Annotated in this window: 14 protein-coding genes and 1 pseudogene; 6 read left to right on the top strand and 9 right to left on the bottom strand. The window is 65.1% G+C overall.

What is annotated here, in order from left to right; translation table 11 throughout:
- Positions 1–4: 4 nt before the first annotated feature.
- On the bottom strand, positions 5–1234 hold the full coding sequence (gene hemW / locus ABD059_RS16440; RefSeq protein ID WP_343882005.1) for a radical SAM family heme chaperone HemW: 1230 nt from the start codon (positions 1232–1234) through the stop codon (positions 5–7).
- A 2-nt stretch (positions 1235–1236) separates the two neighbouring features.
- The gene (gene lepA / locus ABD059_RS16445) at positions 1237–3090 is read right to left on the bottom strand and encodes a translation elongation factor 4 (RefSeq protein WP_116777831.1); all 1854 of its coding nucleotides are present in this window, start codon (positions 3088–3090) and stop codon (positions 1237–1239) included.
- 185 nt (positions 3091–3275) lie between these two features.
- On the opposite strand from lepA, the gene ABD059_RS16450 reads away from it, so the two are divergent.
- Complete coding sequence (locus ABD059_RS16450) at positions 3276–3755, top strand: type II toxin-antitoxin system PemK/MazF family toxin (protein ID WP_343882009.1); 480 nt, start codon at positions 3276–3278, stop codon at positions 3753–3755.
- Positions 3756–3975: 220 nt separating this feature from the next.
- Entirely contained in the window at positions 3976–4236 is a 261-nt protein-coding gene (gene rpsT, locus ABD059_RS16455) for a 30S ribosomal protein S20 (protein WP_019482781.1), read from the top strand.
- A gap of 143 nt (positions 4237–4379) precedes the next feature.
- Here rpsT and holA read toward each other — a convergent pair whose 3' ends face one another.
- The 5 genes from holA to leuS all read right to left on the bottom strand — a co-directional run bounded on the left by holA (position 4380) and on the right by leuS (position 12798).
- Positions 4380–5396, bottom strand: a complete 1017-nt coding sequence (gene holA / locus ABD059_RS16460) for a DNA polymerase III subunit delta (RefSeq protein WP_377959691.1) — start codon at positions 5394–5396, stop codon at positions 4380–4382.
- An 88-nt stretch (positions 5397–5484) separates the two neighbouring features.
- Positions 5485–8172 (bottom strand): ComEC/Rec2 family competence protein, encoded by a 2688-nt coding sequence (locus ABD059_RS16465; protein WP_343882011.1) that lies wholly within the window; start codon positions 8170–8172, stop codon positions 5485–5487.
- A 3-nt stretch (positions 8173–8175) separates the two neighbouring features.
- Positions 8176–9108 (bottom strand): ComEA family DNA-binding protein, encoded by a 933-nt coding sequence (locus tag ABD059_RS16470; protein WP_343882013.1) that lies wholly within the window; start codon positions 9106–9108, stop codon positions 8176–8178.
- 72 nt (positions 9109–9180) lie between these two features.
- The gene (locus tag ABD059_RS16475; protein WP_343882015.1) at positions 9181–10296 is read right to left on the bottom strand and encodes a DegV family protein; all 1116 of its coding nucleotides are present in this window, start codon (positions 10294–10296) and stop codon (positions 9181–9183) included.
- A gap of 3 nt (positions 10297–10299) precedes the next feature.
- Positions 10300–12798, bottom strand: coding sequence for a leucine--tRNA ligase (gene leuS / locus ABD059_RS16480; protein WP_343882017.1), 2499 nt, complete (start codon positions 12796–12798; stop codon positions 10300–10302).
- A 319-nt stretch (positions 12799–13117) separates the two neighbouring features.
- Between leuS and ABD059_RS16485 the strand changes: the two genes are divergently transcribed.
- Positions 13118–16573, top strand: a complete 3456-nt coding sequence (locus ABD059_RS16485) for a bifunctional proline dehydrogenase/L-glutamate gamma-semialdehyde dehydrogenase (protein ID WP_343882019.1) — start codon at positions 13118–13120, stop codon at positions 16571–16573.
- 244 nt (positions 16574–16817) lie between these two features.
- Positions 16818–19196: a SoxR reducing system RseC family protein gene (locus tag ABD059_RS16490; protein ID WP_343882021.1), complete on the top strand. Its 2379-nt coding sequence runs from the start codon at positions 16818–16820 to the stop codon at positions 19194–19196.
- A gap of 316 nt (positions 19197–19512) precedes the next feature.
- Here ABD059_RS16490 and ABD059_RS16495 read toward each other — a convergent pair whose 3' ends face one another.
- Together ABD059_RS16495 and ABD059_RS16500 are read right to left on the bottom strand one after the other, a co-directional pair.
- On the bottom strand, positions 19513–20010 hold the full coding sequence (locus ABD059_RS16495) for a DUF6326 family protein (RefSeq protein ID WP_343882023.1): 498 nt from the start codon (positions 20008–20010) through the stop codon (positions 19513–19515).
- Positions 20011–20107: 97 nt separating this feature from the next.
- Positions 20108–21148 carry an NAD(P)-dependent alcohol dehydrogenase gene (locus tag ABD059_RS16500; RefSeq protein ID WP_343882025.1) on the bottom strand — a complete coding sequence of 347 codons (1041 nt, stop codon included), beginning with the start codon at positions 21146–21148 and terminating at the stop codon, positions 20108–20110.
- Positions 21149–21270: 122 nt separating this feature from the next.
- On the opposite strand from ABD059_RS16500, the gene ABD059_RS16505 reads away from it, so the two are divergent.
- Together ABD059_RS16505 and ABD059_RS16510 are read left to right on the top strand one after the other, a co-directional pair.
- Positions 21271–21945, top strand: a complete 675-nt coding sequence (locus tag ABD059_RS16505) for a TetR/AcrR family transcriptional regulator C-terminal domain-containing protein (protein ID WP_343882027.1) — start codon at positions 21271–21273, stop codon at positions 21943–21945.
- 354 nt (positions 21946–22299) lie between these two features.
- A pseudogene (locus tag ABD059_RS16510) lies at positions 22300–22765 on the top strand (hypothetical protein); the annotation flags it as partial.

Genomic DNA, 22765 nt, shown 5'->3' on the forward strand with positions numbered 1-22765 from the left:
GGACTCAGTCGGGCAATAGCCTGCGGACCACCGCGTCGGCGAGTAGCCGGCCCCTGCCGGTGAGTGTGATCGTCCCGGCGAAGGCTTCTGCGGCAACGATCAATTCATCGGCAATCAGGCCGGCGACGGCGAGCCGTCCAGCGGGGCGCAGCACCCGGGTTGGCAGGCCCTCGCGCAGCCTGGCGCGAAGCATCACGTCCTCGGTGTAGCGGGTGTCCGCGTCCAGGATTTCTCGGCCCGCGGCCGGTGAGACCCCGGTTGAGAGGCGCTGAGCGTACGCGGTGGGGTGCTTCACGTTCCACCACCGCACCCCACCCAGATGCGAGTGCGCACCGGGGCCAGCTCCCCACCAGTCGTCGCCACGCCAGTAGGCCAGATTGTGCCTGCACTCGTCAGCTGGTGTGCGGGCCCAGTTGCTCACCTCGTACCAACCCAGTCCTGCGGCTGCCATCGCGTGTTCGGCCAAGGCGTACTTCTCGGCGTGATCGTCGTCGTCGATGTCGGGCACCTCGCCACGGCGGATCTGGGCCGCAAGCTTGGTGCCGTCCTCGATGATCAGCGCGTAGGCAGAAACGTGGTCCGGACCATAGGACAGCGCCGCGTCGAGGGTCTGCTGCCAGTCCGCAGCTGACTCCCCCGGGGTGCCGTAGATCAGGTCGAGACTGACGTGCAGACCGGCTTCGCGCGCCCAATGGACGGCCAGGGGGACCCGTTCGGGCGCATGGGTGCGGTCCAGTACCTTCAACACGTGCGGAACAGCCGACTGCATCCCGAACGACACCCGGGTGAAACCCGCCTCCGCGAGCACCGCGAGTGACTCGGGCGTCACCGAATCGGGGTTGGCTTCAGTGGTGACTTCAGCACCGGGTGCGAGCCCCCAGTGGCCGACGGCGGTGCGCAGCACCGTCGCCAGATCGGCAGCGGGGAGGAGAGTGGGCGTGCCGCCCCCGAAGAACACTGTCGAGAGCTGGCGCGGCGCGGCCCCGGAAGCGGTCAGGACACCGGCTGCGAGGTCCAGTTCCGCGCTGACCGTTGCGGCATAGCGGTCTTGCGACGCACCCCCACCCAGCTCGGTGGCCGTGTAGGTGTTGAAGTCGCAGTAGCCGCAGCGGACGGCGCAGAAGGGGATATGGACGTAGAGCCCCAGCTTCCGGCCGGCGCTGCCGACGGCGGCCTGCTCCGGCAGCAGACCGCTCTCCGGCGCTGGCAAGCCAAGAGGGAGGGCACCTGGCATTGCTACTTCTTGACCTTGTCCTTGGACTCGTCGGTGGTGAGGGCCGCGATGAAGGCTTCCTGCGGAACTTCGACGCGTCCCACCATCTTCATCCGCTTCTTACCTTCCTTCTGTTTCTCCAGAAGTTTGCGCTTACGGGTGATGTCACCGCCGTAGCACTTGGCTAGGACGTCCTTGCGGATGGCCCTGATGCTTTCCCGGGCAATGATCCGTGACCCGATGGCCGCCTGGATGGGGACCTCGAACTGCTGCCGTGGGATGAGTTCACGCAGCTTGCCGGTCATCATAACGCCATAGGCGTACGCCTTGTCTCGGTGGGTGATGGCAGAGAACGCGTCGACCTGTTCGCCCTGCAGCATGATGTCGACCTTGACCAGGTCGGCGACCTGGTCGCCGTCGCTCTTCCAGTCCAGCGAGCCGTACCCGCGGGTCCGGGATTTGAGGATGTCGAAGAAGTCGAAAACGATCTCGGCCAGGGGCAGCCGGTACCGGATCTCCACCCGATCCTCGGAGAGGTAGTCCATTCCGCCCATCACCCCGCGCCGGCTCTGGCACAGCTCCATGATGGCACCGACGAACTCGGTGGGTGCCAGGATGGTCGCCGAAACCATTGGCTCGCGGACCTCGGCGATCTTCCCGGTGGGGTACTCGCTGGGGTTGGTCACATGGACCATCTTTTTGTCCTCGAGCGTGACCAGGTACTCCACGTTGGGCGCCGTGGAGATCAGGTTGAGGTTGTGCTCGCGTTCCAGCCGCTCCCTGGTGATCTCCAGGTGGAGGAGCCCGAGAAAGCCCACCCGGAACCCAAAGCCCAGCGCCGCGGAGGTCTCGGGCTCGTAGACGAGCGCAGCGTCGTTGAGCATCAGCTTTTCGAGCGCGTCGCGGAGCACCGGGTAGTCGGTACCGTCCAGTGGGTACAGCCCGGAGAAGACCATGGGCTTCGCATCGGCATACCCGGGAAGTGATGCCTGGGCGGGCTTGGCCAGGTTGGTGACCGTGTCGCCCACCTTGGACAGCCGCACGTCCTTCACGCCGGTGATGAGGTAGCCGACTTCTCCCACGCCAAGCCCCTTGGACGGGGTGGGCTCCGGGGAGCTGACCCCAATCTCGAGGAGCTCGTGACTGGCACGGGTGGACATCATCTGGATCCGCTCACGGGGATGCAGCATGCCGTCCACCACGCGGACATAGGTGACCACACCACGGTAGGTGTCGTACACGGAGTCGAAGATCATCGCCCGTGCAGGTGCGTTGGGGTCACCAACAGGAGGCGGCAGGTCCCTGACAATCTTGTCCAGCAGCGCCTCGACCCCCATGCCGGTCTTCCCGGAGACCCTGAGGACGTCGTCGGGATCGCCACCGATCAGATTCGCGAGCTCGGCCGCATACTTCTCGGGCTGGGCCGCTGGAAGGTCAATTTTATTCAGGACTGGGATGATGGTGAGGTTGTTTTCCATCGCCAGGTAGAGGTTGGCCAGTGTCTGGGCTTCGATCCCCTGGGCGGCATCGACCAGCAGGATTGCCCCCTCGCAGGCGGCGAGTGACCGGGAAACCTCGTAGGTGAAGTCCACGTGGCCGGGGGTGTCGATCATGTTCAGTGCGTGGCTGACGCCGTCGAGTTCCCAGGGCAGTCGCACTGCCTGCGATTTGATGGTGATGCCACGTTCCCGCTCAATGTCCATCCGGTCCAGGTACTGGGCCTTCATGTCACGCTGCTCGACGACGCCGGTGAGCTGCAGCATCCTGTCCGCCAGGGTGGACTTCCCATGATCGATGTGCGCGATGATGCAGAAGTTTCTGATGATCGCCGGATCAGTGGCGGCGGGCACCGGTGAGGTGCGGGCCTTGGGTGACACTGGACATTCCTTACTGTTGCGAGGGCTGCTGCGCGGCAACCGCTTCAACTACAACGACAGGGTTGGGAGCGAGGTGAACCCACCTCTCGGGCGGGTTGTGTTAAACCAGCCTCGGTTAACAGTCTCCCACGAGCTGGCGGGTGATCTGGAATTGCCGGGACTGGCCGAACTGTATCCTGTACCGCATGCCCTTCGATTCCCGTTCCTTCCTGCGCCTGGCACGCACCGTCGTTCGGGCACTGCAGCCGCCGAAGCGGCGGTCCGGACCTGCCCGCGCGCCCGCCGCCTACCCCGGTGATTTCACTGGTACACCGAAGGTCAGCTATTCACCCCGCGCTGATGAGGTCCCGGATGCAGGAGAGATTGTCTGGGCCTGGGTGCCCTATGAAGAGGACCACCGGCAGGGCAAGGATCGCCCGGTCCTGCTGATCGGTAACCATCGGGGCAGGCTGCTGGGACTGATGCTGACCAGCCGCGACCGGAACGGAACCGGCCTATCGGATCCGGCCTACGTCGATATCGGATCCGGCTCGTGGGATGTCAAGGGCCGACCGAGCGAGGTGAAGACCGACCGGATCATTCAACTGGCACCGGCGGATGTCCGGCGGATCGGCGCTGTACTCCCCCGGGCGCAGTTTGATCGTGTCGCCGCGCGGCTTGGCTGAATTATGGTGACTGCCGATTTCTTCACGCGCGACGCCGCGCTCGAACAGACCAGCTGCCGGGACTAATCCGTGCATCTCTGGTAATCTAGACAGCTGTGTGTCCGAGCAGGTCGACGGGCACTTTAGTCCAATCGTCCACGGTATCCCCACGCCGCTCAGTCATTGGTTGAACTGAATTACCCTCACGACCAGTCCGCAATACAAAGAGAGTTCTAAATACGTGGCAAATATCAAGTCCCAGAAAAAGCGCATTCTCACCAACGAGAAGGCGCGCCAGCGCAACAACTCGGTTAAGTCCGAGCTGAAAACGGCCATCCGCGCCGTAAACACTGCGATCGGCTCAGCTGACAAGGAAGCTGCTACCAGCCTTCTTCAGTCGGCAAGCCGCAAGCTGGACAAGGCTGTCAGCAAGGGTGTCGTGCACAAGAACAACGCAGCGAACCACAAGTCTGCGATTTCGAAGAAGGTCAACGCTCTCTAACCAGAGCCTGATCGTTCGACGATTTCCAGATGGCTGGCCTTCGGGCCGGCCATCTGTCGTTTAACCGGTGGGTCCCTTCGCCTGACGCACCGTCAGTCGAAGGGCTGTCCAGCCGTAGCGGCCAGTCGGGCCGTGATGACCCGCTAGCCGCGGCCGGCGAGGGCAATGGTGGTGACCGCGCGTTCGACGGCGTACACCGGGTCCCGGGAGGCGCCCTTCACCTGGGCATCGGCTTCCGCGAGCACCTGAATGCACTCCACCAGACCTTCGGAACTGAAGCGCTGGGCGTCGCGTCGGGCCTGGTCTACCTGCCAGGGCGCCATCCCGAGCTCTTTTGCTAGCTGACCGGAGCTCCCCCGCACCTGATGGACCTTCGCAACGGCCCGGACCTTCATCGCGAGTGCCGCCGTCAGGAGTACAGGGTCAGCACCGGTCGCCAAAGCATGCCGGAGCATTGAGAGCGCCTGACCTCCACGGCCAGCCAATGCCGCGTCCGCCACCTTGAACCCGGTGACTTCGACCCGGCCGCCGTAGTACTTCTCCACGGTCTCCTCGGTGATCTCACCGGCCGTATCAGAAATCAGTTGTTGACAGGCTGCCGCCAGTTCGGCGAGCTGGGACCCGACCGCCGCGACCAGCGAGCGAAGGGCTCCCCCACCGATCCGCCGGCCCGCTGCCCTGAACTCTTCGACAACGAAGTCGGTTTTGTCAGAGTCCTTCTTCAGCGGCTGGCAGTCAACGACTGTTGCCCCCGACGCCTTAAGGGCATCGAGGAGTTTTTTGCCCCGGTTACCGCCGCTGTGATGCATCGCCAGCACGACATCGGGGGCAGGATCAGCCAGGTAGCGCAGCGTGTCCTGAAGAAAGTCGTCATTCATCTGGGCGAGACCGCTCACCTCGATCAGTTTGGCCTCCCCGAACAGGGATGGGCTCCCATGGATGGTGAGATCGCCCGCCTCATACCTGCCGGCGTCCAGCTTCACGTCCTCAAGGTCTGGACGCGCATCCCGCAGGCTGCGACGAATACGCTCGACTGCCTGGCCGGCGGCATACTCCTCGGGGCCACTGAGCAGCACCACGGGTGCGGGCACAACGGTTCGCCAATGCAGCCCTGGGCTTCCAGCTGATTCCCTGCGGGATGCGGCGGGCCTGGCAGTCACGTAGTGGCTCCTGATGGTTGGTGGATGGAACGAATCCTCAGCGTCAACTGTGCCACGGGCCGGACCTGCGGCAAAGCGGACAACCGGGTCAACGGTGGACGCGGAGCGAGTTGTCCTCAATGGAGACCAGAAACGTTCCCAGCTCGTCGGTTCTGGCCACGGTAATCCCCGCCGCGGCCAGTCCGGCGGTAATGGTGGGGTGGGGATGCCCGTAGTCGTTGTCCCGACCAGCGGAGATCATCGCGAGCCGTGGTTTGAGGCTGTGGGCGAGGTCGAGCCCACCGTTGCGAGCACCGTGGTGGGCCACCTTCAGGATCTGGATCCCCCGCTCGCCCAGTCCGGGGCTGGCGCTCAGCAGGGCACGCGCCGCATCCTCCTCCAAATCGCCAGTCAGCAGGATCGCCACAGCGGGGGCGGAGTCCGTTTCGATGACGACGTCGAGCACGGCGCTGGAATTATTCTCGGAATCTGCTGGTGCTCCGGCTTCTGGCCAGAGCACCGTCCAGCTGACGCGGCCGTAGGAGCCGCCGTCGCCATGCTCTCCGGTCATGCCCGCGCTGAGCCGCTCGGGTGGTGTTTGCTGCGCGGCGGCCCCGGTGACAGTGGCGGGAAGTGCCGGTTCTGAGGAGGAGTACAGGATTCTTTTCACTGTCCTGTCCCGTGGCACTCCCTCGATTCCGCCGTAGTGATCGGCGTGGAGATGGGTGAGCACGAGGAGTTCCACGGTGTCGACCGCCAACCGGTCCAGACATGCGTCGACGGCGTCCGGTTCGGGGCCCGTATCGATCAGGATCACGCTACGTTCGCCGGTCCGGACGGCGAAGGCGTCGCCCTGACCGACGTCGCAGGAAGCAATATGCCACATTCCACTGTCGTGTCGGCCCGGCGGCCACAGGGCGACCGCCGCAAGGCCCGCTGCACACCCGACGGCCAGCCACAGCAGGGCCCCGATCCTGCGCTGACCGGAAGGAGCTTTGCTCCGGTGGTGCCCGGGTAATGGGTTCGGCGTCACCGACCCGCCTGCACCTCGAAGAAGAGTCCGACGTCGGGGCCCGAACATCACCGCCGCCACGATTGTCGCCGAAAGTATTCCGGTGAGAATCACTCCCGCAGGCCCGCCCAGCCACGGCAGGGTCGCCCCGGGCGCGGAGCTGAAGAAGGTTGCAACTGCACCCACCCACGCGGTACCCGAACCGGCCACCAGGACCAGGGGCACTGCCAGCGGTTCTGCGACGGCGATCAACGCAACAGCGGCCATCCCCACGATGGTGACGATCGGCACCACCGGGCTGGCCGCGATGTTCGCTGGAACCGAGTACAGCGCCAGGCCTGGCTGCAGCAGGGTCAGGATCGGCGCGCAGAACAGTTGTGCCGCAACCGGCACAGCGACGAGCTGGGCGATCAGCAGCGGCATGAAACGGCTCAGCCTGGATGCCAGTACCGGACCGAACAGGATTAGTCCGGCCGCGGCGGCCACGGAGAGCATGAACGCGAAGGAGGCGTGCAGCCATGGATCGATGGTGAGGAGGACCACCACGGTGAGTAACAAGAGCGCCAGGGGTACTTTTCCTCGCCCGGACAGCACTGCTGCAACGCCGATGCCGCCCATCAGGGCTGCGCGCAGCACACTTGGTTCGGGGCGGACCAGGATGACGAAGCCAATCAAGGCAAGGATGCCCAGAACCGCCGAGGGGAGTCGCGGCAGTCGGAGCGCGCGGGCACCGAGAAAAACGAAAGCTAACAGATAACTGCAGTTGGCCCCACTGACCGCTGTCAGGTGGGTCATCCCGGTGGTTTGCATATCCGCTTCGAGGTTTTCATCCAGTGTGCTGCGGTCGCCGATGACCATGCCCGGTAGTAGCCCGCCCTCCCCCGTCAGCCGGGAAGAAAGCTGGGAAAAGTCACTTCTCAGTTCGGCGGGAACGGTAGTCCAGCCGGCAGGTGAGGTCACGTGCGGGCTGGTTGCGGCGATGAGCAGTGCGGCTGCCCGGTCGCCGGGTTTGGTCGGTAGCAGGCGCCCGGCCGTGCGGACCGAGTCAGACGAGGCGACCGACTGCCAGGTCTCCGGGCCAATCACCACTACCGGGGTGCGCGCCGTGAACCTGACACCGTCCAGCGTTCCAGCCGTCAAAGTCCCTTCCACCAGGAACCGGGAGGATCCGGTGAACCGGTCGGAGCTGATCATCGTCGCATCCGATGTCGCGTGCACAACAGCGGTGACCGTTGACTGCTCCTGGACAGCAGTTGATACCGGGCCTGCGGTCCGTGCGGCAAGGCTGGCTGAAGCGGGCGCGCAGACCAGGGTAGCGATGGCCAGCGGTACCACGCACAGCACCGCCACCCGCCTCACCGTGCCCGAGGCAAGGCAGCCGAGCGCGCTGCAAAGAGCCAGCGTCGCCAACACCACGGCGCCGAGCAATGCGAAAGAGGCGTCCAGCCGGGTCACGCCTGCTGCCGTGAACCACGCCGTGGCGGCAGCTGGCACCAACCGTAAGTCCCGGTGACGGGGTTCGACGGCGACTGAAGGGCTGTGCCGCCGCCGCTTCTCCCGCAGAAACGTCGTCCGCCTTCTTGTCAGCGGGCTGAGCGGTGTGTGTCGACCGGGCCCAACAGTGCCGGTTCCAACAGTGCCGGTTCCAACAGTGCGGGTTCCAACAGTGCCGGTCGCTCCCGGAGCGCCGCCTGTCTGAGCGCCGCCTGTCTGAGCGCCACGTTGGGCGTCCGGCCCCTCCATCGCGGCCCGGACGTACCGTGCCCAGCTGTGGCGGGGTCTCATGGCCTAGACACTGACCAGGGGGAGAAGCGCAGCGAGCATGGCCTCACCGATGCCGGGCACTGCGTCGAGATCTTCGGGCCGGCTGAACGCCCCGTGGGCGGCACGCCATTGGACGATCCGCTCCGCCAGCACCGGGCCAATCCTCGGAAGTGTCTCCAGTTCGTCGACTCCAGCCGTGTTGATGTTCACCGGGGCCGGCGCGTCGGTGGCACCAAGGGAATTCGCGGACGACCCGCCGTCGGTTACGCCGTCGGGAGCAACCGGAGCCAGGGTTTCGCCCTGCAAGGGTACGCGGATCTGCAGACCATCCTGGACGGGTGCGGCCAGGTTGATCGCGGCGAGATCGGCGTCGGGGAGTGCTCCCCCGGCCTGATCGAGCGCCTCAAAAACGCGGGATCCTGAGGCAAGTTCAACAATTCCGGGGCGGGTCACCGCTCCCGCAACATGAACGAGCAGCCGCCCGGAGGCCACCCCCTCCCCCGGCGGCGGAGCCCCCGAGCGTGGCGCTCCGTCCGGCTGAGCTCCCGCTGGCGGTGCACCCGAGGACAATGCTCCCGAGGACAGTGTTTCCGAGGACAGTGCACCTGACGGAGTGGCGTCCGAGGGGGCTGCTGCACCGGATGCGGCGGGCGGAGCTGTCGGCTGCCCGGCGATCGGACTATCCAGTGCCACCGAGGTGATCTCCGGTGCTGGGCCACCCCTGAGCACGAAGAGTCCGAAGGCGATCGCAAGTGCCAGACCGAGCACCACGAAGGATACGCCGCGGCCAATTGCCCACCGGCGACCACTCCCGGCTGGTGGATCCGGCGGGTCGAAAGCTCCGAACGCTTCGAACGTCTCGTCGTCCCGGGAGGAACCAGCCGCTCCGGGCGGATCCTCTCGGAACCCGAAAGCGCCGCGGGGCGGTGGGCTGGTTGCCCAACGATGTCTGGCCATGGGTTGAGCCTAGGATTGACCGCCTAGTGAAGTAGACCGCGTGAGCGCGTATGTGGGTAACCCCAGCGGCAATCAGTCGGGAGTGGACGGCTCAGCGTCGTCGTCGTCAATCCGCCCCGCCACGGCGATAGCGATCACCCCGAGCCCAGTGTGGGCCGCCAGTACTGCCGGCAGTTGCGCGAGGACTGTCCGGACTTCGGGGTGGCGCTCCTGGAGCTGCTGTGTCAGCTCCTTTACCTGGGGTTGATTGCCGAAGTAGTGGAAGGCGACCACTGCGCCAGGCCTCCCGGCAAGGTCAGCTTCCACCAGGTCCAGCAGGCGGGCAGTAGCCTTGGGCAGGGACCTCACTTTTTCAAGCGGCAGGATCCGTCCCTCCTGCACACTGAGGATCGGTTTCACCGACAACAGGGTTCCCAGCATGGACGCCGCCGCACCAATCCGGCCTCCCTTGCGAAGCTGCTCCAGGCTGGGTACCAGAAATCTGAGCGTCGACGAATCACAGACCGCGCGCGCGACCGCTGAGGCCCCAGCGAGGTCGACCCCGTCACGCGCCGCCGCCTGGGCCGCCGCGACACCAAAACCCATTGCCATCCCGACCGTCCTGCAGTCGAGGACCTCCACCGGGATGGAGACGGCCGCCGCTGCCCAACGCGCCGCGTCGGTGGTCCCTGACAGGTCCCCCGAGAGATGCACGGAAAGGATTCCCGTCGCACCGTCGGCTTCGAGCCGCCGGTAGACGCTCTCGAACTGGCCCGGCGACGGCCGGGACGTGCGCACCTCGGCGCCTTCGGCCAACGCCACGGACAGCGGCCCCGTGAGGTCGTCGGTGCCCTCACCAAAGATCCGTCCGGCGATCATCACCGGCATCGGCACGACGACGACACCACGCGCTGCACCCCCGGCAGCCAGCCACTCCGGCGGGATGGCGGCGGCCGAGTCGGTCACCACAGCGATGCGGGACGGTGCGGCGGCCTCCTGCGCGGCACGGGTTCCCGACGGACGAACCCACAGCCGCTCCAGCCACCTCATCGCCGACCAGGCCGGAGAGCCGGTTTTCGCCGGCTTCCGTGGTTCCTGTTCCGCGGCCGACGGGCGTGGTTCAGTCAGCACCGGAACCCGCTGTCCCGGCGGAGACTTCACCGCTGAAGACTTCACCGCTGGAGACTTCACTGCTTTGTCGGCCCGCATGGGTTACTCCGGAACGATGTTGACCAGCTTCGGAGCCCGCACAATGATCGTCCGGATTCCCCTGCCGTCGAGGGTCTTCTGGATCTGGCCACTGGCCAGCGCCAACTCCCGCAGCGCGTCCTCGGTGATGTCCGGGGACACCTCCAGCCGGTCACGGACCTTGCCCTGGACCTGGACGACGGCGACCACCGTCTCCTGCACCAGCAGCGACTCGTCGACCGCAGGCCAGCCCGCTGTTGCCACCGAGGCCGGGTGTCCCAGCCGGTTCCAGAGGTCCTCCGCGGTGTACGGGGCGAAGAGGCTCAGGATGATCGCCACCGCCTCCGTGGCTTCGCGGACAGCCGGATCGGCGCCCCCGACGCCCGAGTCAATCGCCTTGCGGGTGGCGTTGACCAGTTCCATTACGCGGGCGATGACCACGTTGAATTTGTTGCCCTGCAACAGGGCAGCACTGTCCGCAACGGTCCGGTGGGTGATCGATCGCAGGGCGCGGTCGCCGCCTGAGACGTCGACGCCGGGCGCACTGCTGACGTCCAGGCCGAGCCGCCAGGCGCGGGCCAGGAACTTCGACGAGCCCGACGGCGAGACATCCGCCCAGTCGACGTCGTCCTCGGGCGGGGACGCGAACACCATGGTCAGCCGGATGGCGTCAACGCCGAACTTGTCCAGCTGCTGGCTCAGATCCACGCCGTTGCCCAGGGACTTGCTCATGGCTTTGCCACCATTGAGCACCTGGCCTTGGTTCAGGAGCGCCGAGAACGGCTCGGTGAACCCGATCAGTCCCAGGTCGAACAGCACCTTGGTGAAGAAGCGGCTGTACAGCAGGTGCAGAATGGCATGCTCGACGCCGCCCACATACTGGCCGACGGGCAGCCAGCGGTTCACGGCGTCGGTATCGAACGGCGCGTCAGTGGTGTCAGGGGAGGCGAACCGCAGGAAGTACCAGGATGAGTCCACGAAGGTGTCCATCGTGTCGGTGTCGCGCTTCGCGGGGCCGGCACACTGCGGGCAGGGCACGTTGACCCAGTCCTCGACGGCGGCCAGCGGGGACGTGCCCTTCGGGGACAGGTCGCCGCCGCGCAGGTCCTCCGGCAGCGTGACCGGCAGCTGGTCGTCCGGGACCGGTACCTCGCCGCAGGTGGCGCAGTGGATGATCGGGATGGGGGTGCCCCAGAACCGCTGCCGGGACAGCAACCAGTCGCGCAGCCGGTAGTTGACCGTCTGCTCACCGGTGCCGTGCTCGGCGACCAGTTCGATGGCTCGGGCAATGGCTTCATCCTTGCCCAGCCCGTCCAGCTCGCCAGAGTTCACCAGGGTGCCGTCGCCGGTGGTGGCGATCCCTGAGACCGCCGGATCCTCGGCGCCGGTGTCCACCACCATGCGGACCGGCAGGTCGAAGGCCTTCGCGAAGTCGAGGTCGCGCTGATCGTGCGCGGGCACGGCCATGATAGCGCCGGTGCCGTAGTCGGCCAGCACATAGTCGGCGGCCCAGACCGGCAGTTTCTCCCCGTTCAGGGGGTTGATCGCCCAGCGGCCGGTAAACACGCCGGTTTTTTCGCGCTCGGTCGACTGCCGCTCGATCTCCGACAGGGACTTGATGCCCTCCCGGTACTCCTCCAGCTCGGCCCGGTGGGCCTCGGTGACCAGATCCAGGGCCAACGGGGCGTCTGCCGCCACCACGAAGAACGTGGCGCCGTGCAGCGTGTCGGGCCGGGTGGTGAACACGGGAACGCTCTGGGCGGGTTTCCCATCGGCCTCCTCGATCACGAAGTCGACGTGCGCTCCCTCGGAGCGGCCAATCCAGTTGCGCTGCATGGCCAGGACCCGCTCGGGCCAGTGGCCCCGCAGCTGGTCCATGTCGTCCAGCAGACGGTCAGCGTAATCGGTGATCTTGAAGTACCACTGGTTCAGGCTCTTCTTGGTGACGGGGGTGCCGCAGCGCTCGCAGGCACCATTGACTACCTGCTCATTGGCCAGCACCGTCTGGTCTTTCGGGCACCAGTTGACCGGAGAATTTTTGCGGTACGCCAGACCCTTTTCGAAGAACCGCAGGAACAGCCACTGCGTCCACTGGTAGTAGCCGGGGTCGGACGTGTGCAGTCGACGGGACCAGTCAACGCTGATCGCGTAACGCCTGAACGAATTCGCTTGCGTCTCGATGTTCGTGTAGGTCCACTCCGACGGATGAGCGTTGCGCTGGATCGCCGCATTCTCGGCGGGCAGCCCGAACGAGTCCCAGCCGATGGGATGCAGGACGTCGAATCCCTGCTGCCGGTAATAGCGGGCGACGACGTCGCCCATCGCGAACGCCTCGGCGTGCCCCATGTGCAGGTCACCTGAGGGGTACGGGAACATGTCCAGCACATACCGGCGCTCCCGGGAGCCGTCGTCGGCGGGCTTGAACGGCTGGAGCCGGTCCCACTCCGCGGGCCATCGGGCTTCGATGTCAGCGAAGCTGTAGGTGTTCTCGTCCGGTTGCCCTGCGTCGGGTTGCGTGCTCACTGTTGTTGCCCTGTCCTCTTGATCAATTGCCCCTAGACACACAAAAGCCCCTCAGCCAAGGAGGGGCATGCCACACGGTTGACCGTGCGGCTAGCTAAGGAGTAGTACTACAGACATGCGACCCACTCTAGCGCAGATTGGCGACGGCGACCGGTGGCGCGGGTTACGATGATTCTGGTACGCGCGCCCGCAGGTCGCGCACTGCCATGCCGAGGCGGAATGCGCCCCCGGCCTGATCGGCCACCGGCCCCGCAAGGGGAATACCCACCTGACTCAGGATCCGATGACGGTGGCCCGTCGCATTGTGAGGCACGATCGCATGACACAGCTCTTTCCCACAGCCGATCCCGCTCCCGCAGACCTCGGTGACGACGCCGTCGCACTGGTCCGCCGGTGGCTGCACCTGGATGACGTCCGCCGCCCAGAACCGACGGTCACCCGTGGGTCGCGGTCGGCGCAACTGCTGGCCGAGGTCCTGAAGGACGACGCCGGGCTGCAGTTCACACTCGGGTTCGTTGACCGGGTGATCCGGCCCGAAGACAACGCGGTCGCCGCACGCAACCTCTCGAAGCTGGCGCGGCAGACGCCGTCGTTCCTGCCCTGGTACATGCGCGGCGCTGTGAAGCTTGGCGGGGCGCTCGCCCCGACGTTGCCCGGCATCGTGGTCCCGGTGGCGCAGCGGGTGCTCCGCGAGATGGTGGGACACCTCATCGTCGACGCCCGCCCGCAGAAGCTGGGCAAGGCTATTGCCGGTCTGCGGGGGGAATCGGTTCGCCTCAATATCAATCTGCTGGGCGAAGCGGTACTCGGTCACGAAGAGGCAGACGCACGCCTCGCGGGGACCAAGAAACTGCTGGCCCGCGACGACGTCGACTACGTCTCCATCAAGGTGTCCTCAGTGGTGAGCACCATGAACCTATGGGACTTCCACGAGACGGTGGAGCGGGTCGCGGAGCGGCTCCTCCCCCTGTACCGGTTGGCTGCCTCCTCCCCGGCGCCGAAGTTCATCAACCTCGACATGGAGGAGTACCACGACCTCGACCTGACCGTCGCCGTGTTCAAGCGCATCCTCGATACCGAGGACCTGCTGCGCCTCGAAGCAGGGATCGTGTTGCAGGCCTACCTGCCGGACGCGCTCGGCGCGCTGCAGGACATCACCGCCTGGGCTACCGAGCGTCGCGCCCGTGGCGGTTCGGCGGTCAAGGTCCGGCTGGTCAAGGGCGCCAACCTGGCCATGGAACTGGTTGACGCGAAGGTGCACGGCTGGGAGCCTGCCACGCTGCCGTCGAAGGAAGCGACCGACACCAATTACAAGCGCTGCCTCGATTGGGCGTTGCGTCCCGAGAACGCCGAGGCGGTCAGGATCGGCGTCGCCGGTCACAACCTGTTCGATATCGCTTTCGCACGCCTGCTCTCGGTGGCGCGCGGCGTCGAGGACCGGATCGAGTTCGAAATGCTGCTGGGCATGGCCGAGGAGCAGGCGGAGGAGATCAAGAAGGACGTCGGGTCGCTCCTGCTGTACACGCCGGTGGTCCACCCGGCACAGTTCGACGTCGCCATCAGCTACCTGATCCGCCGGCTCGAAGAAAACGCCAGCCAGGAGAACTTCATGTCGGCGGTCTTTGAGCTGAACAAGAGCCCGCACCTGTTTGAGCGTGAGAAGCAGCGTTTCCTCGCCTCACTGGCGGCCGTGGATGCGGTGGTGCCGGGCCCGAACCGGGCGCAGAGCGTCGACCGGTTCGTGGAATCCGCACCCGGCGAGTTTGCCAACCAGTCCGACTCCGACCCGTCGCTGCCCGTCATCAGGGACTGGGCCACCGAAATTCTTCAGCGGGTTCCAGGCTCGACCCTGGGGGTTGAGTTGGTAAAGGCGTCCTGGCTGGACACCAACGACGACGTCGAGCGCACCATCGCTGCGGCCCTTGCCGGCCAGCAGGACTGGGCGTCCCGGACCGGGGCCGAACGGGCCGAGGTGCTGCGGAGCGCAGCGGCTCGACTCGCGGCGATCCGTGGTGACCTGGTGGAGGTTGCAGCCAGCGAGACGGGCAAGACGGTTGCCGAGTCCGATCCGGAGATCTCCGAGGCGATCGATTTCGCCAACTATTACGCACTGCTTGCCGAGGAACTGGACCAGGTGGAGGGCGCCGAGTTCGTCCCCGCACGCCTGACCGTCGTGACCCCGCCGTGGAACTTCCCGGTGGCCATCGCCGCGGGGTCGGCTCTGGCCCCGCTGGCGGCGGGAAGCGCCGTCGTCGTGAAGCCTGCCCCGCAGGCCAAACGATGCGCGGCAGTGCTGGTCCAGGCGCTGTGGGACGCTGGGGTGCCCCGCGAGGTGCTGCACTTCGCTGATGTCGAGGAAGGGCCGGTGGGTCAGCACCTCATTTCGCATCCGTCGGTGGACCGGGTGATCCTCACCGGCGCCTACGACACGGCGAAGTTGTTCCGTAGCTGGCGGCATGACCTGCCATTGCTGGCCGAGACCAGCGGCAAGAACGCGCTGATCGTCACCCCCAGTTCGGACCTCGATCTTGCCGCGGCCGACGTCGTCAAGTCCGCGTTCGGTCATGCCGGGCAAAAGTGCTCGGCTGCTTCGCTGGTGATTCTCGTCGGTGCGGCCGGGAAGTCGGCGCGGTTCCGCAACCAGCTGGTCGACGCAGTAGCGTCGCTGAAGGTCGGTTACCCGGACGATGCGGCTACCGAGATGGGCCCTGTCATCGAGCCTGCTGCGGGGAAACTGCGCGACGCGCTGACGACGCTGGGCGAGGGTGAAACCTGGCTGGTCAAGCCCAAACAACTGGACGAGACCGGACGGTTGTGGAGCCCCGGCGTCCGGGCGGGCGTGAAACCGGGCAGCTACTTCCACCTCACCGAATTCTTCGGTCCGGTGCTCGGCGTGATGCACGCGGACTCACTGGCACAGGCGATCGAGTGGCAGAACGCCAGTGCCTATGGGCTGACGGCAGGCATCCACACCATGGACGGCGATGAGCTGGCCCAGTGGCTGGACGCTGTTCAGGCAGGCAATCTGTACGTGAACCGTGGCATTACCGGTGCAATTGTTCAGCGTCAGCCGTTTGGTGGCTGGAAGCGGTCGGCTGTCGGGCCGGGCGCCAAGGCTGGGGGCCCCAACTATCTGATGCACCTGGGCAGCTGGAACCCGGTTGAGCTGCATCCGGGGAATGTTCACGCTCCGTTGAGTGGGCCGGTCCGGGATCTGCTGCACGCAGCCGACATCCCCGCCGTCGACCAGGGATCACTGGCCAGGGCCACCGCGGACGATCAGCGTCATTGGGTCAGGTCCTTCGGCGCCAACCGCGACGTGTCGGGCCTCGGGGTGGAACGCAATGAGTTCCGCTATGTTCCCGGTGCTGTGACGGTCCGGCTCAACGAGGCCGGAACCCTCGCCGGATTGGTTCGTGTGCTCGCTGCTGGCCTGCGTGCCGGTGCCTCTCTGCGGGTTTCGACGGCTCACCCGCTACCGCCGGCGCTCACAGCGGCGCTCTCGGCGCACAACATTGAACATGGCGTGGACGACGACGCCGCGTGGCTCAAGCACGCACCCACCGCCTCGCTGGGCCGGGTCCGCCTGATTGGCGGCGGCTACTCGGAACTGTGCGCGGCCACCGGCGGGGATCCGGATGTTGCCATCTACGCCGGACCCGTCACCGAGTCGGGTCGGATTGAGATGCTGCCGTTCCTGCACGAGCAGGCCGTGTCCATTACGGCTCACCGGTTCGGCAACCCGGACAGCGTCTCGCACGCGGTGCTTGCCTAAGGCTCGGCGCAAGAAGGCACCCGCAGGAATCACCTTGTTGCGGGTGCCTTCGCCATTGATCGTGCCGTTCCTGGATCTGCCACCTAGGCGGATGAAAGACCCCGAAAGAATGTTGAAAATTCGAATAACATCCTAAATGCTGGTAATTGGGCTCGATAAGCTACATTTCTCTCTGGGGGAAACGGTGAGCAGGTGTGCCGGCAGCTAAGTCTGCCCCCCGCTCATCTATTTCCTGGGGGAACAATTGAATGAATCGACGCTGCCTCTTGCGGCACCACCCACTACCCCGCCGCAAGGCCCGGGCCTGGACGATACACCGGCAAAACCGCCGCTGCTCGATCAATTGAGATCGATTTCAGCTGACTCCTGGATCCGCGCCGCCGCCACAGGGGCGGTGGCCTACGGCGCGGCTCTCGCTGCCAGCGTGATGCTAGTCATCTTGATTGTGATCGCTGGAGGCGCCTCGGCGGCCGAGGACATCGATGGCGGGGTTGCCACAGGGCAGGGGTTCGGAGCTGCAGTGAGTGTGGTCGTCCAGCTCGTCCTCATGGCTTTTTTCGCGCCCCTGGAAGGTGCTATCGGTGGCGAGGCGGCCCTCTTCTTCGGTGCCGGGCTAGGGTTCACTGCGACCCTCGTTCCGCTTCTTATCACCATTGCGGGCCTGGTCGCAGCGTACCTTTTCATCCGGTTCAACCGCCGCCGGTCCCGGGGCCTACCCGCTACCACCCTGGCGCGCATTGTCCAGGCTGGCACGGGCGGCTTGGTGTTTGCCGTTTTGAGCCTGGCGTTCGGGCTGATCTTCGCCCTGCGGATACGCGAAGAAGGCTTCGAGCTGACCGTCCACGCAGTCAGCGTCCTTCCGTTCGCGTGTGGATGGCTATTGATCAGCAGCGCCGCTTTTCTCGGGTCTCGCACCGAGGGGTCGGTTATCTCGACCGGATGGAGAGCCGCCGCACGGCTGCTTGGAGCGCATGTGCTTGTCTGGTCTGGTGTGTTGACGCTCGCCACATTGATCGCAGTCGTGTCAATGGTTGAGTTTCGAGCCATCTTCGCAGCCGTTGCGATGTTGCCGAACCTTCTGGTCTACGAATTTGCTTTGGTTCATCTTGGTGGGCTGGGTGTAGAAGCCAGTCTCGGCACCGCCGAAGCGCTGACGATCTTCAGTGATGGTATTCCCCTGGGTGTGCGAATCGCAGCACCTGTGCTGGCCGTCCTTCTGGTGCTGGCAGCTGGCCTCCGTTGGTCCATCACTCGAGGGAGCCATGCCTCCTCCGCCATTGATTGGGTTCGGTTGCCTGTTGTTTACGGCGCTTTCGGCATCGTCATATCCCTGGCCACCATGGTCTCGGTCGAAGGCGAAGCTTTCGGTGGCGGGATGACGGCATCTGCGGCACTTTACCCTTGGGTATTTCTGCTGTTCGCCGTCGTGGGCCTACTGATTGAGATCGTGGCACGCTACCTCGCGCCGATGGTCCTTCCTTCTGTCCCCGTTCCGGTGCGTCGCATTCTCTTGGCACGTGCGGCAACGTCCCCCTCTGTCACGCTAGCTGGATCGGTTGCTGGCGTGCCGCCAACACAGCCTGGCCAAGCCGAATTATCCGATCCGACGCCGATGAGTCCGCGGGCCAAGAAGATGCTCCTGATCGGATCGTTCGGAGTGGCGGGCGTTGCTGTTCTAGGCATCGGCGGAACTTACGCCCACCAGACGCTCCAGGCCGGCGAGTTCGGCCCGCAGAAAACCGTTGAGGATTACTTACAGAAACTCGTCGATGGTCAGGCAGCTGATGCGTTGGCGCTGTATGACCGGTATGACGAGACTGCAGACCGCACACTGCTGACCGCTGCAGCCTACGAAGCTGCGCAGAACAAGATCTCGGGCTACCGCATCATCTCGACCGACATCGCTGACGGCCAGGCGACGGTTGAGGCAGAGGTGACCCAGGGCGGACAGACCAGCAGTACCAGCTTCACCCTCAGAACTGAAGGCAGGCAGGCCGGAATATTCGATGGGTGGCAGCTACTCTTTGTTCCCGAGCAACGCATCGTGATTGAGGCAGAGACTCCTACCGTCATGATTAATGGCGCCGAGGTCCAGATGCCGGGTTCGGATGGGTTGGCCCTGCACGAACTAGTGGTTCTTCCGGGGACCTACACGGTCTCGGTCCCCAATGACGACCCGTTCTATGATCATGGAGAACCACGAGAGGTTACTGCCAGGTTCGGCGAGAGCGCCAGCGTCCCGGCCTTTGAGACTACTCGCAGTCCCGAGTTCGAAGATGCCGCGATTGCCGCAGCGGCAGACTACGTCGCCGCGTGTATGGCTCAAACCACGATGGAAGTCGAGCCCTGTGGTCTCAACGAGTACTCCTGGGGCGACGACGAAGACGTCAGGAACGTGAAATGGGAGCTTGTCACCGAGCCCGAGTACTCCATCGGAGAAGACTTCTGGACCGACGGGGAAGCTGTGAACCTCTCCGGCGGTGAGGCGCTCGTCACCTACCAGGAGAATGACGCCTGGGGTGATGAACCGGACGAGTGGGAGGACGTGGAGCGCAGCCACTCGCTGTACCTCAACCTGATGGTGACTGTCCAGGATGGCGAAGTCACTGTGGATCAATCCTGATACAAAGTCACGACCGGGTTTCTATGCCCGGTTCAGACCTCGAAGTAGGGAATCTTCAGTGGTTTCGGAACCCCTGAGTTTTACCTGAGGCAAACGGGTCTGTGTCGTCCGGCTGAACCGTGATGCCGCCACGGCAACCTCCCAGCTGTGGCACTTCGGGCAGCCTGGTGGAGGCGCACGCATTGGGATGTGTGCCTCCACCGCTGCAATGAGCGAAAGCTGAAGGGTTCGACCTGGTGACAGAGGCGGTTCTGCGTTCCTGACCCTGCGGTGGAGGCCTTTGAATGCCCCCACCGCCGGGTCAATCCACTTGGGTTCACGCTTGCTGCTGGGCGCGAACGGCTTCACGGTCCGGGCTGCTCGGCATGGTCGCCGACGGTGCGGGGCGGGGCCAGGTCCAGGCGGAGCGCAGGATGAACGCCAGGATCAGCAGCTCGACTCCGATGGTGAGGCCGTAGTAAAAGGCCCAGTCCCAGGTCGCGCCTGCCGCGTTGAAGATGGAGAGGGGGATGAAAAGCGAGGCAACGACGAGGTTCGTGGCACGGTTTGCCCGGGCGGGCAGCGTCATCGAGAGCAGCACCATCAGGCTCGGGATCGCGATGATCACGAAGAAGATGGACATCAATGTCCCGGTGATGTCGAAGACAAAGATCTCGCCACCCCGGATTACATCGATTTCGCCGGGCTGGTAGAGGTGGAAGTAGTCGATGTAAATGACGAGGAACATGAAGCTGGTCCAGGCGGCGGCGAGCTTGGCCTGCACGGGGATCGGCGCGTTGTCGAGCAGTTTCGGGGTTTTCGTTCGGGTTGGCATTGGTTTTTCTTTCGATTGGAGTGGTCCGTCCGCCGGAGTGGCGGCAGGTCTGGGCGTCCATACGCACAGGGTGTGTCGTTCTCGTCGGTGAAGGTCGTCAGAAGGTCATCACGACCTTCCCCTGGGTGTGGCCAGCTCCGACGTAGCGGAGGGCATCGGCCGCTTCGTCGAGGGGGTAGGTGCGGTCGATGACTGGCGTGACCTGCCCGGTCAAGAGCATCTCGGTCAGGGTGAGCAGGTCCTGGCGCTTCCCGACCGACATGAAGGGCAACAGCAGCTGACGGGTGAACCCGGACAGCACGCGCGCTTTGACGATCCGACCGAGGGGGCCGAACCAGCGGCCGCCGCGTCCGCTGTTGGGGATCAGGGTGCCGGTGGCCGTCAGCGCCTGGCGGACCGCCGTCAGGGACTGGGCTTCCACGTTGTCGAGAATGACGTCGTAAAGCTTCCCGGTGCGGGTGAAGTCGGTCCTCGTGTAGTCGATGACGTGGTCGGCACCGAGCGACCGGACCAGGTCGACGTTGCGGGTGCTGCACACACCCGTCACCTCGGCACCCAGCGCTCTGGCGATCTGTACGGCGAAGGAGCCCACGCCGCCTGACGCGCCCGTGATCAGTACCGTCTGGCCCGGTCGAACGTTTGCGATTTTGCGCAATGCCTGCAACGCCGTCATGGCCGAGGTGGGCACCGCTGCCGCGTCCACGAAGGACAGGTTGGCGGGCACGGGCACGAGGTTGCGCGCCGGGACGCACGCGTACTCCGCGAGTGCCCCAGCGGTGCTCCAGCCGAACACCTTCTCGCCGGGGCGCAAAGTGGTGACGTTCTTGCCTACCGCTGCCACCACTCCTGCGAGGTCCATGCCGGGTACGCGGTGGCGCGGCCGGCGTATCCCGTACACGAGGCGCACCATGTACGGCTCGCCGGTCATGACGAAGTAGTCGCCAGGGTGTACCGAGGCTGCGCTCACCTGGACGAGCACCTCCCCTCGACCGGGTAGCGGTACCCCGATCTTGGACAACTCGAGCACTGAGGGCGGGCCGTAGCGGTGCTGGACGGCGGCCCGCATCGTCGCCGTTTCGCCCAGATTAGCCCCCGGCATCAGGGGCGCTCCGGCATTCGATCGCTGTTCGTTTTCCACGGAAGCCTCCTTGCGTCCGAGCAACGACTTTCGCCGCTCGTACAGCGTACGACGTACGTTGTACGATAGAGTGTGAACCTGCGCTGTACTGCTGTCAAGCCTTTTGAGAGAGCGAGGAAATTGTGGCCGCAAGGGAACAACGCCAGGTCGCGGCAGACACGGGGCTGACCAAGCAGCGGGTGGTGATCGAGGCGGTCCGGCTCGCTGACCGCGAGGGGGTTGAAGGGCTGAGCATGCGCCGGCTGGCTCGCGAGCTCGGTGCGGGTGCGATGTCGCTCTACCACTATGTGGCGAGCAAGGAAGAGTTGCTGGACGCCATGATCGACGTCGTGTTCGAGGAAATTGAGCTACCGCCCGAGGACACCGCCTGGCAGTCGGCGATGCGGCGGCGTTCGATATCCGCCCGTCAGGTTCTCGCGCGCCACCCGTGGGCGATTGGCCTGCTGGACTCGCGGACAGCACCGGGGGCGGCGCACCTCCGCCACCGCGAGGCGGTCACCGCCTGCCTGCGGAGGGCCGGCTTCTCGGTTCTGATGGCGACGCACGCCAACTGGTTGCTCGACAGCCTCGTCTACGGTTACGCGCTGCAGGAAGCCAACCTGCCGTTCGATACAGCCGATGAGTTCGCGGACATGGCCGAGGACGTCTACTTGCCCCAGCTTCCTCCAGGCGAGTTCCCCTACCTCAACGAATCGGCCGCGGCGCTTGTCGCTGCCGGCTATGATCCGGCGGAGGAGTTCATCTTCGGCCTCGATCTCGCCCTGGCTGCCCTCGAACCCCTAAGAGCCTCCGCATAGCGACGCTCACGGAGCGTCGCACGGCTACCAGCCCTACCGAAGGCACTATCACCTCGGCAAATCGCTCGGTACGCACAGCATGGCACGCGCTACCTGCCGCGACGTTTTCCAGGGCCTGGGTGAACTGAGGCAGTTTCGATACCTCGTATTGTGTGTCTCCATATCTGATCCGACGACGGGCCTGCGATGGTGCATGGGTCGAATCACCTACCTGCGGCAACGATGAGCAGTTTTTGGGGCTAGGCTCTTGCCTTCTACTCCCGCTCCGATTGAGCCGAAAAAATAGTTAAAACTCTTTTTTTGGGGCCCTTCCACGGACCTCGTTTTGTCAGAGGCAGATGATGGGATGGAGGTATGAAAAGCAGTAAAGCTTCTTCTACCGGACCGGAGATTCCTCCCGGATACGGTGCGGATTCCGCCTCCGACAACGGGACCGCGAATACGTCCACGGGGGCTTCCGCAGGGGCTTCTTCGGGGTATGGGCCGGCTGGTCCGATGGGTGTCGAGTCGGTGTGGACAGCCCCTGTCGTTGAGCCTCCGGCGCCCACGACCGACACTGACCCAGCCGAAGCTGATCTAAACGATGCAGATTCTCCAAAGTCTGATTCAACGGGGTCGGATTCAACAGAACCTGAACGAGAATCGACGGAGTCCGAATCCTCCGAGTCCGATCCAACTGGGTCCGATTCGGCGTGGTTGTTCTCGGAGGCGTGGGCTTCCTATTACTTCGGGGATGATCCGGATGTGCGGGTGCGTTCCAGTAGTGAACCTCCCGCACTGTCGGGGCAGCTGCGGATGGCGGCGGTGGGCGGTTTGGACG

Origin of the sequence: Arthrobacter flavus (assembly GCF_039526005.1) — a bacterium.
GTDB classification, from domain to species: domain Bacteria; phylum Actinomycetota; class Actinomycetes; order Actinomycetales; family Micrococcaceae; genus Arthrobacter_D; species Arthrobacter_D flavus.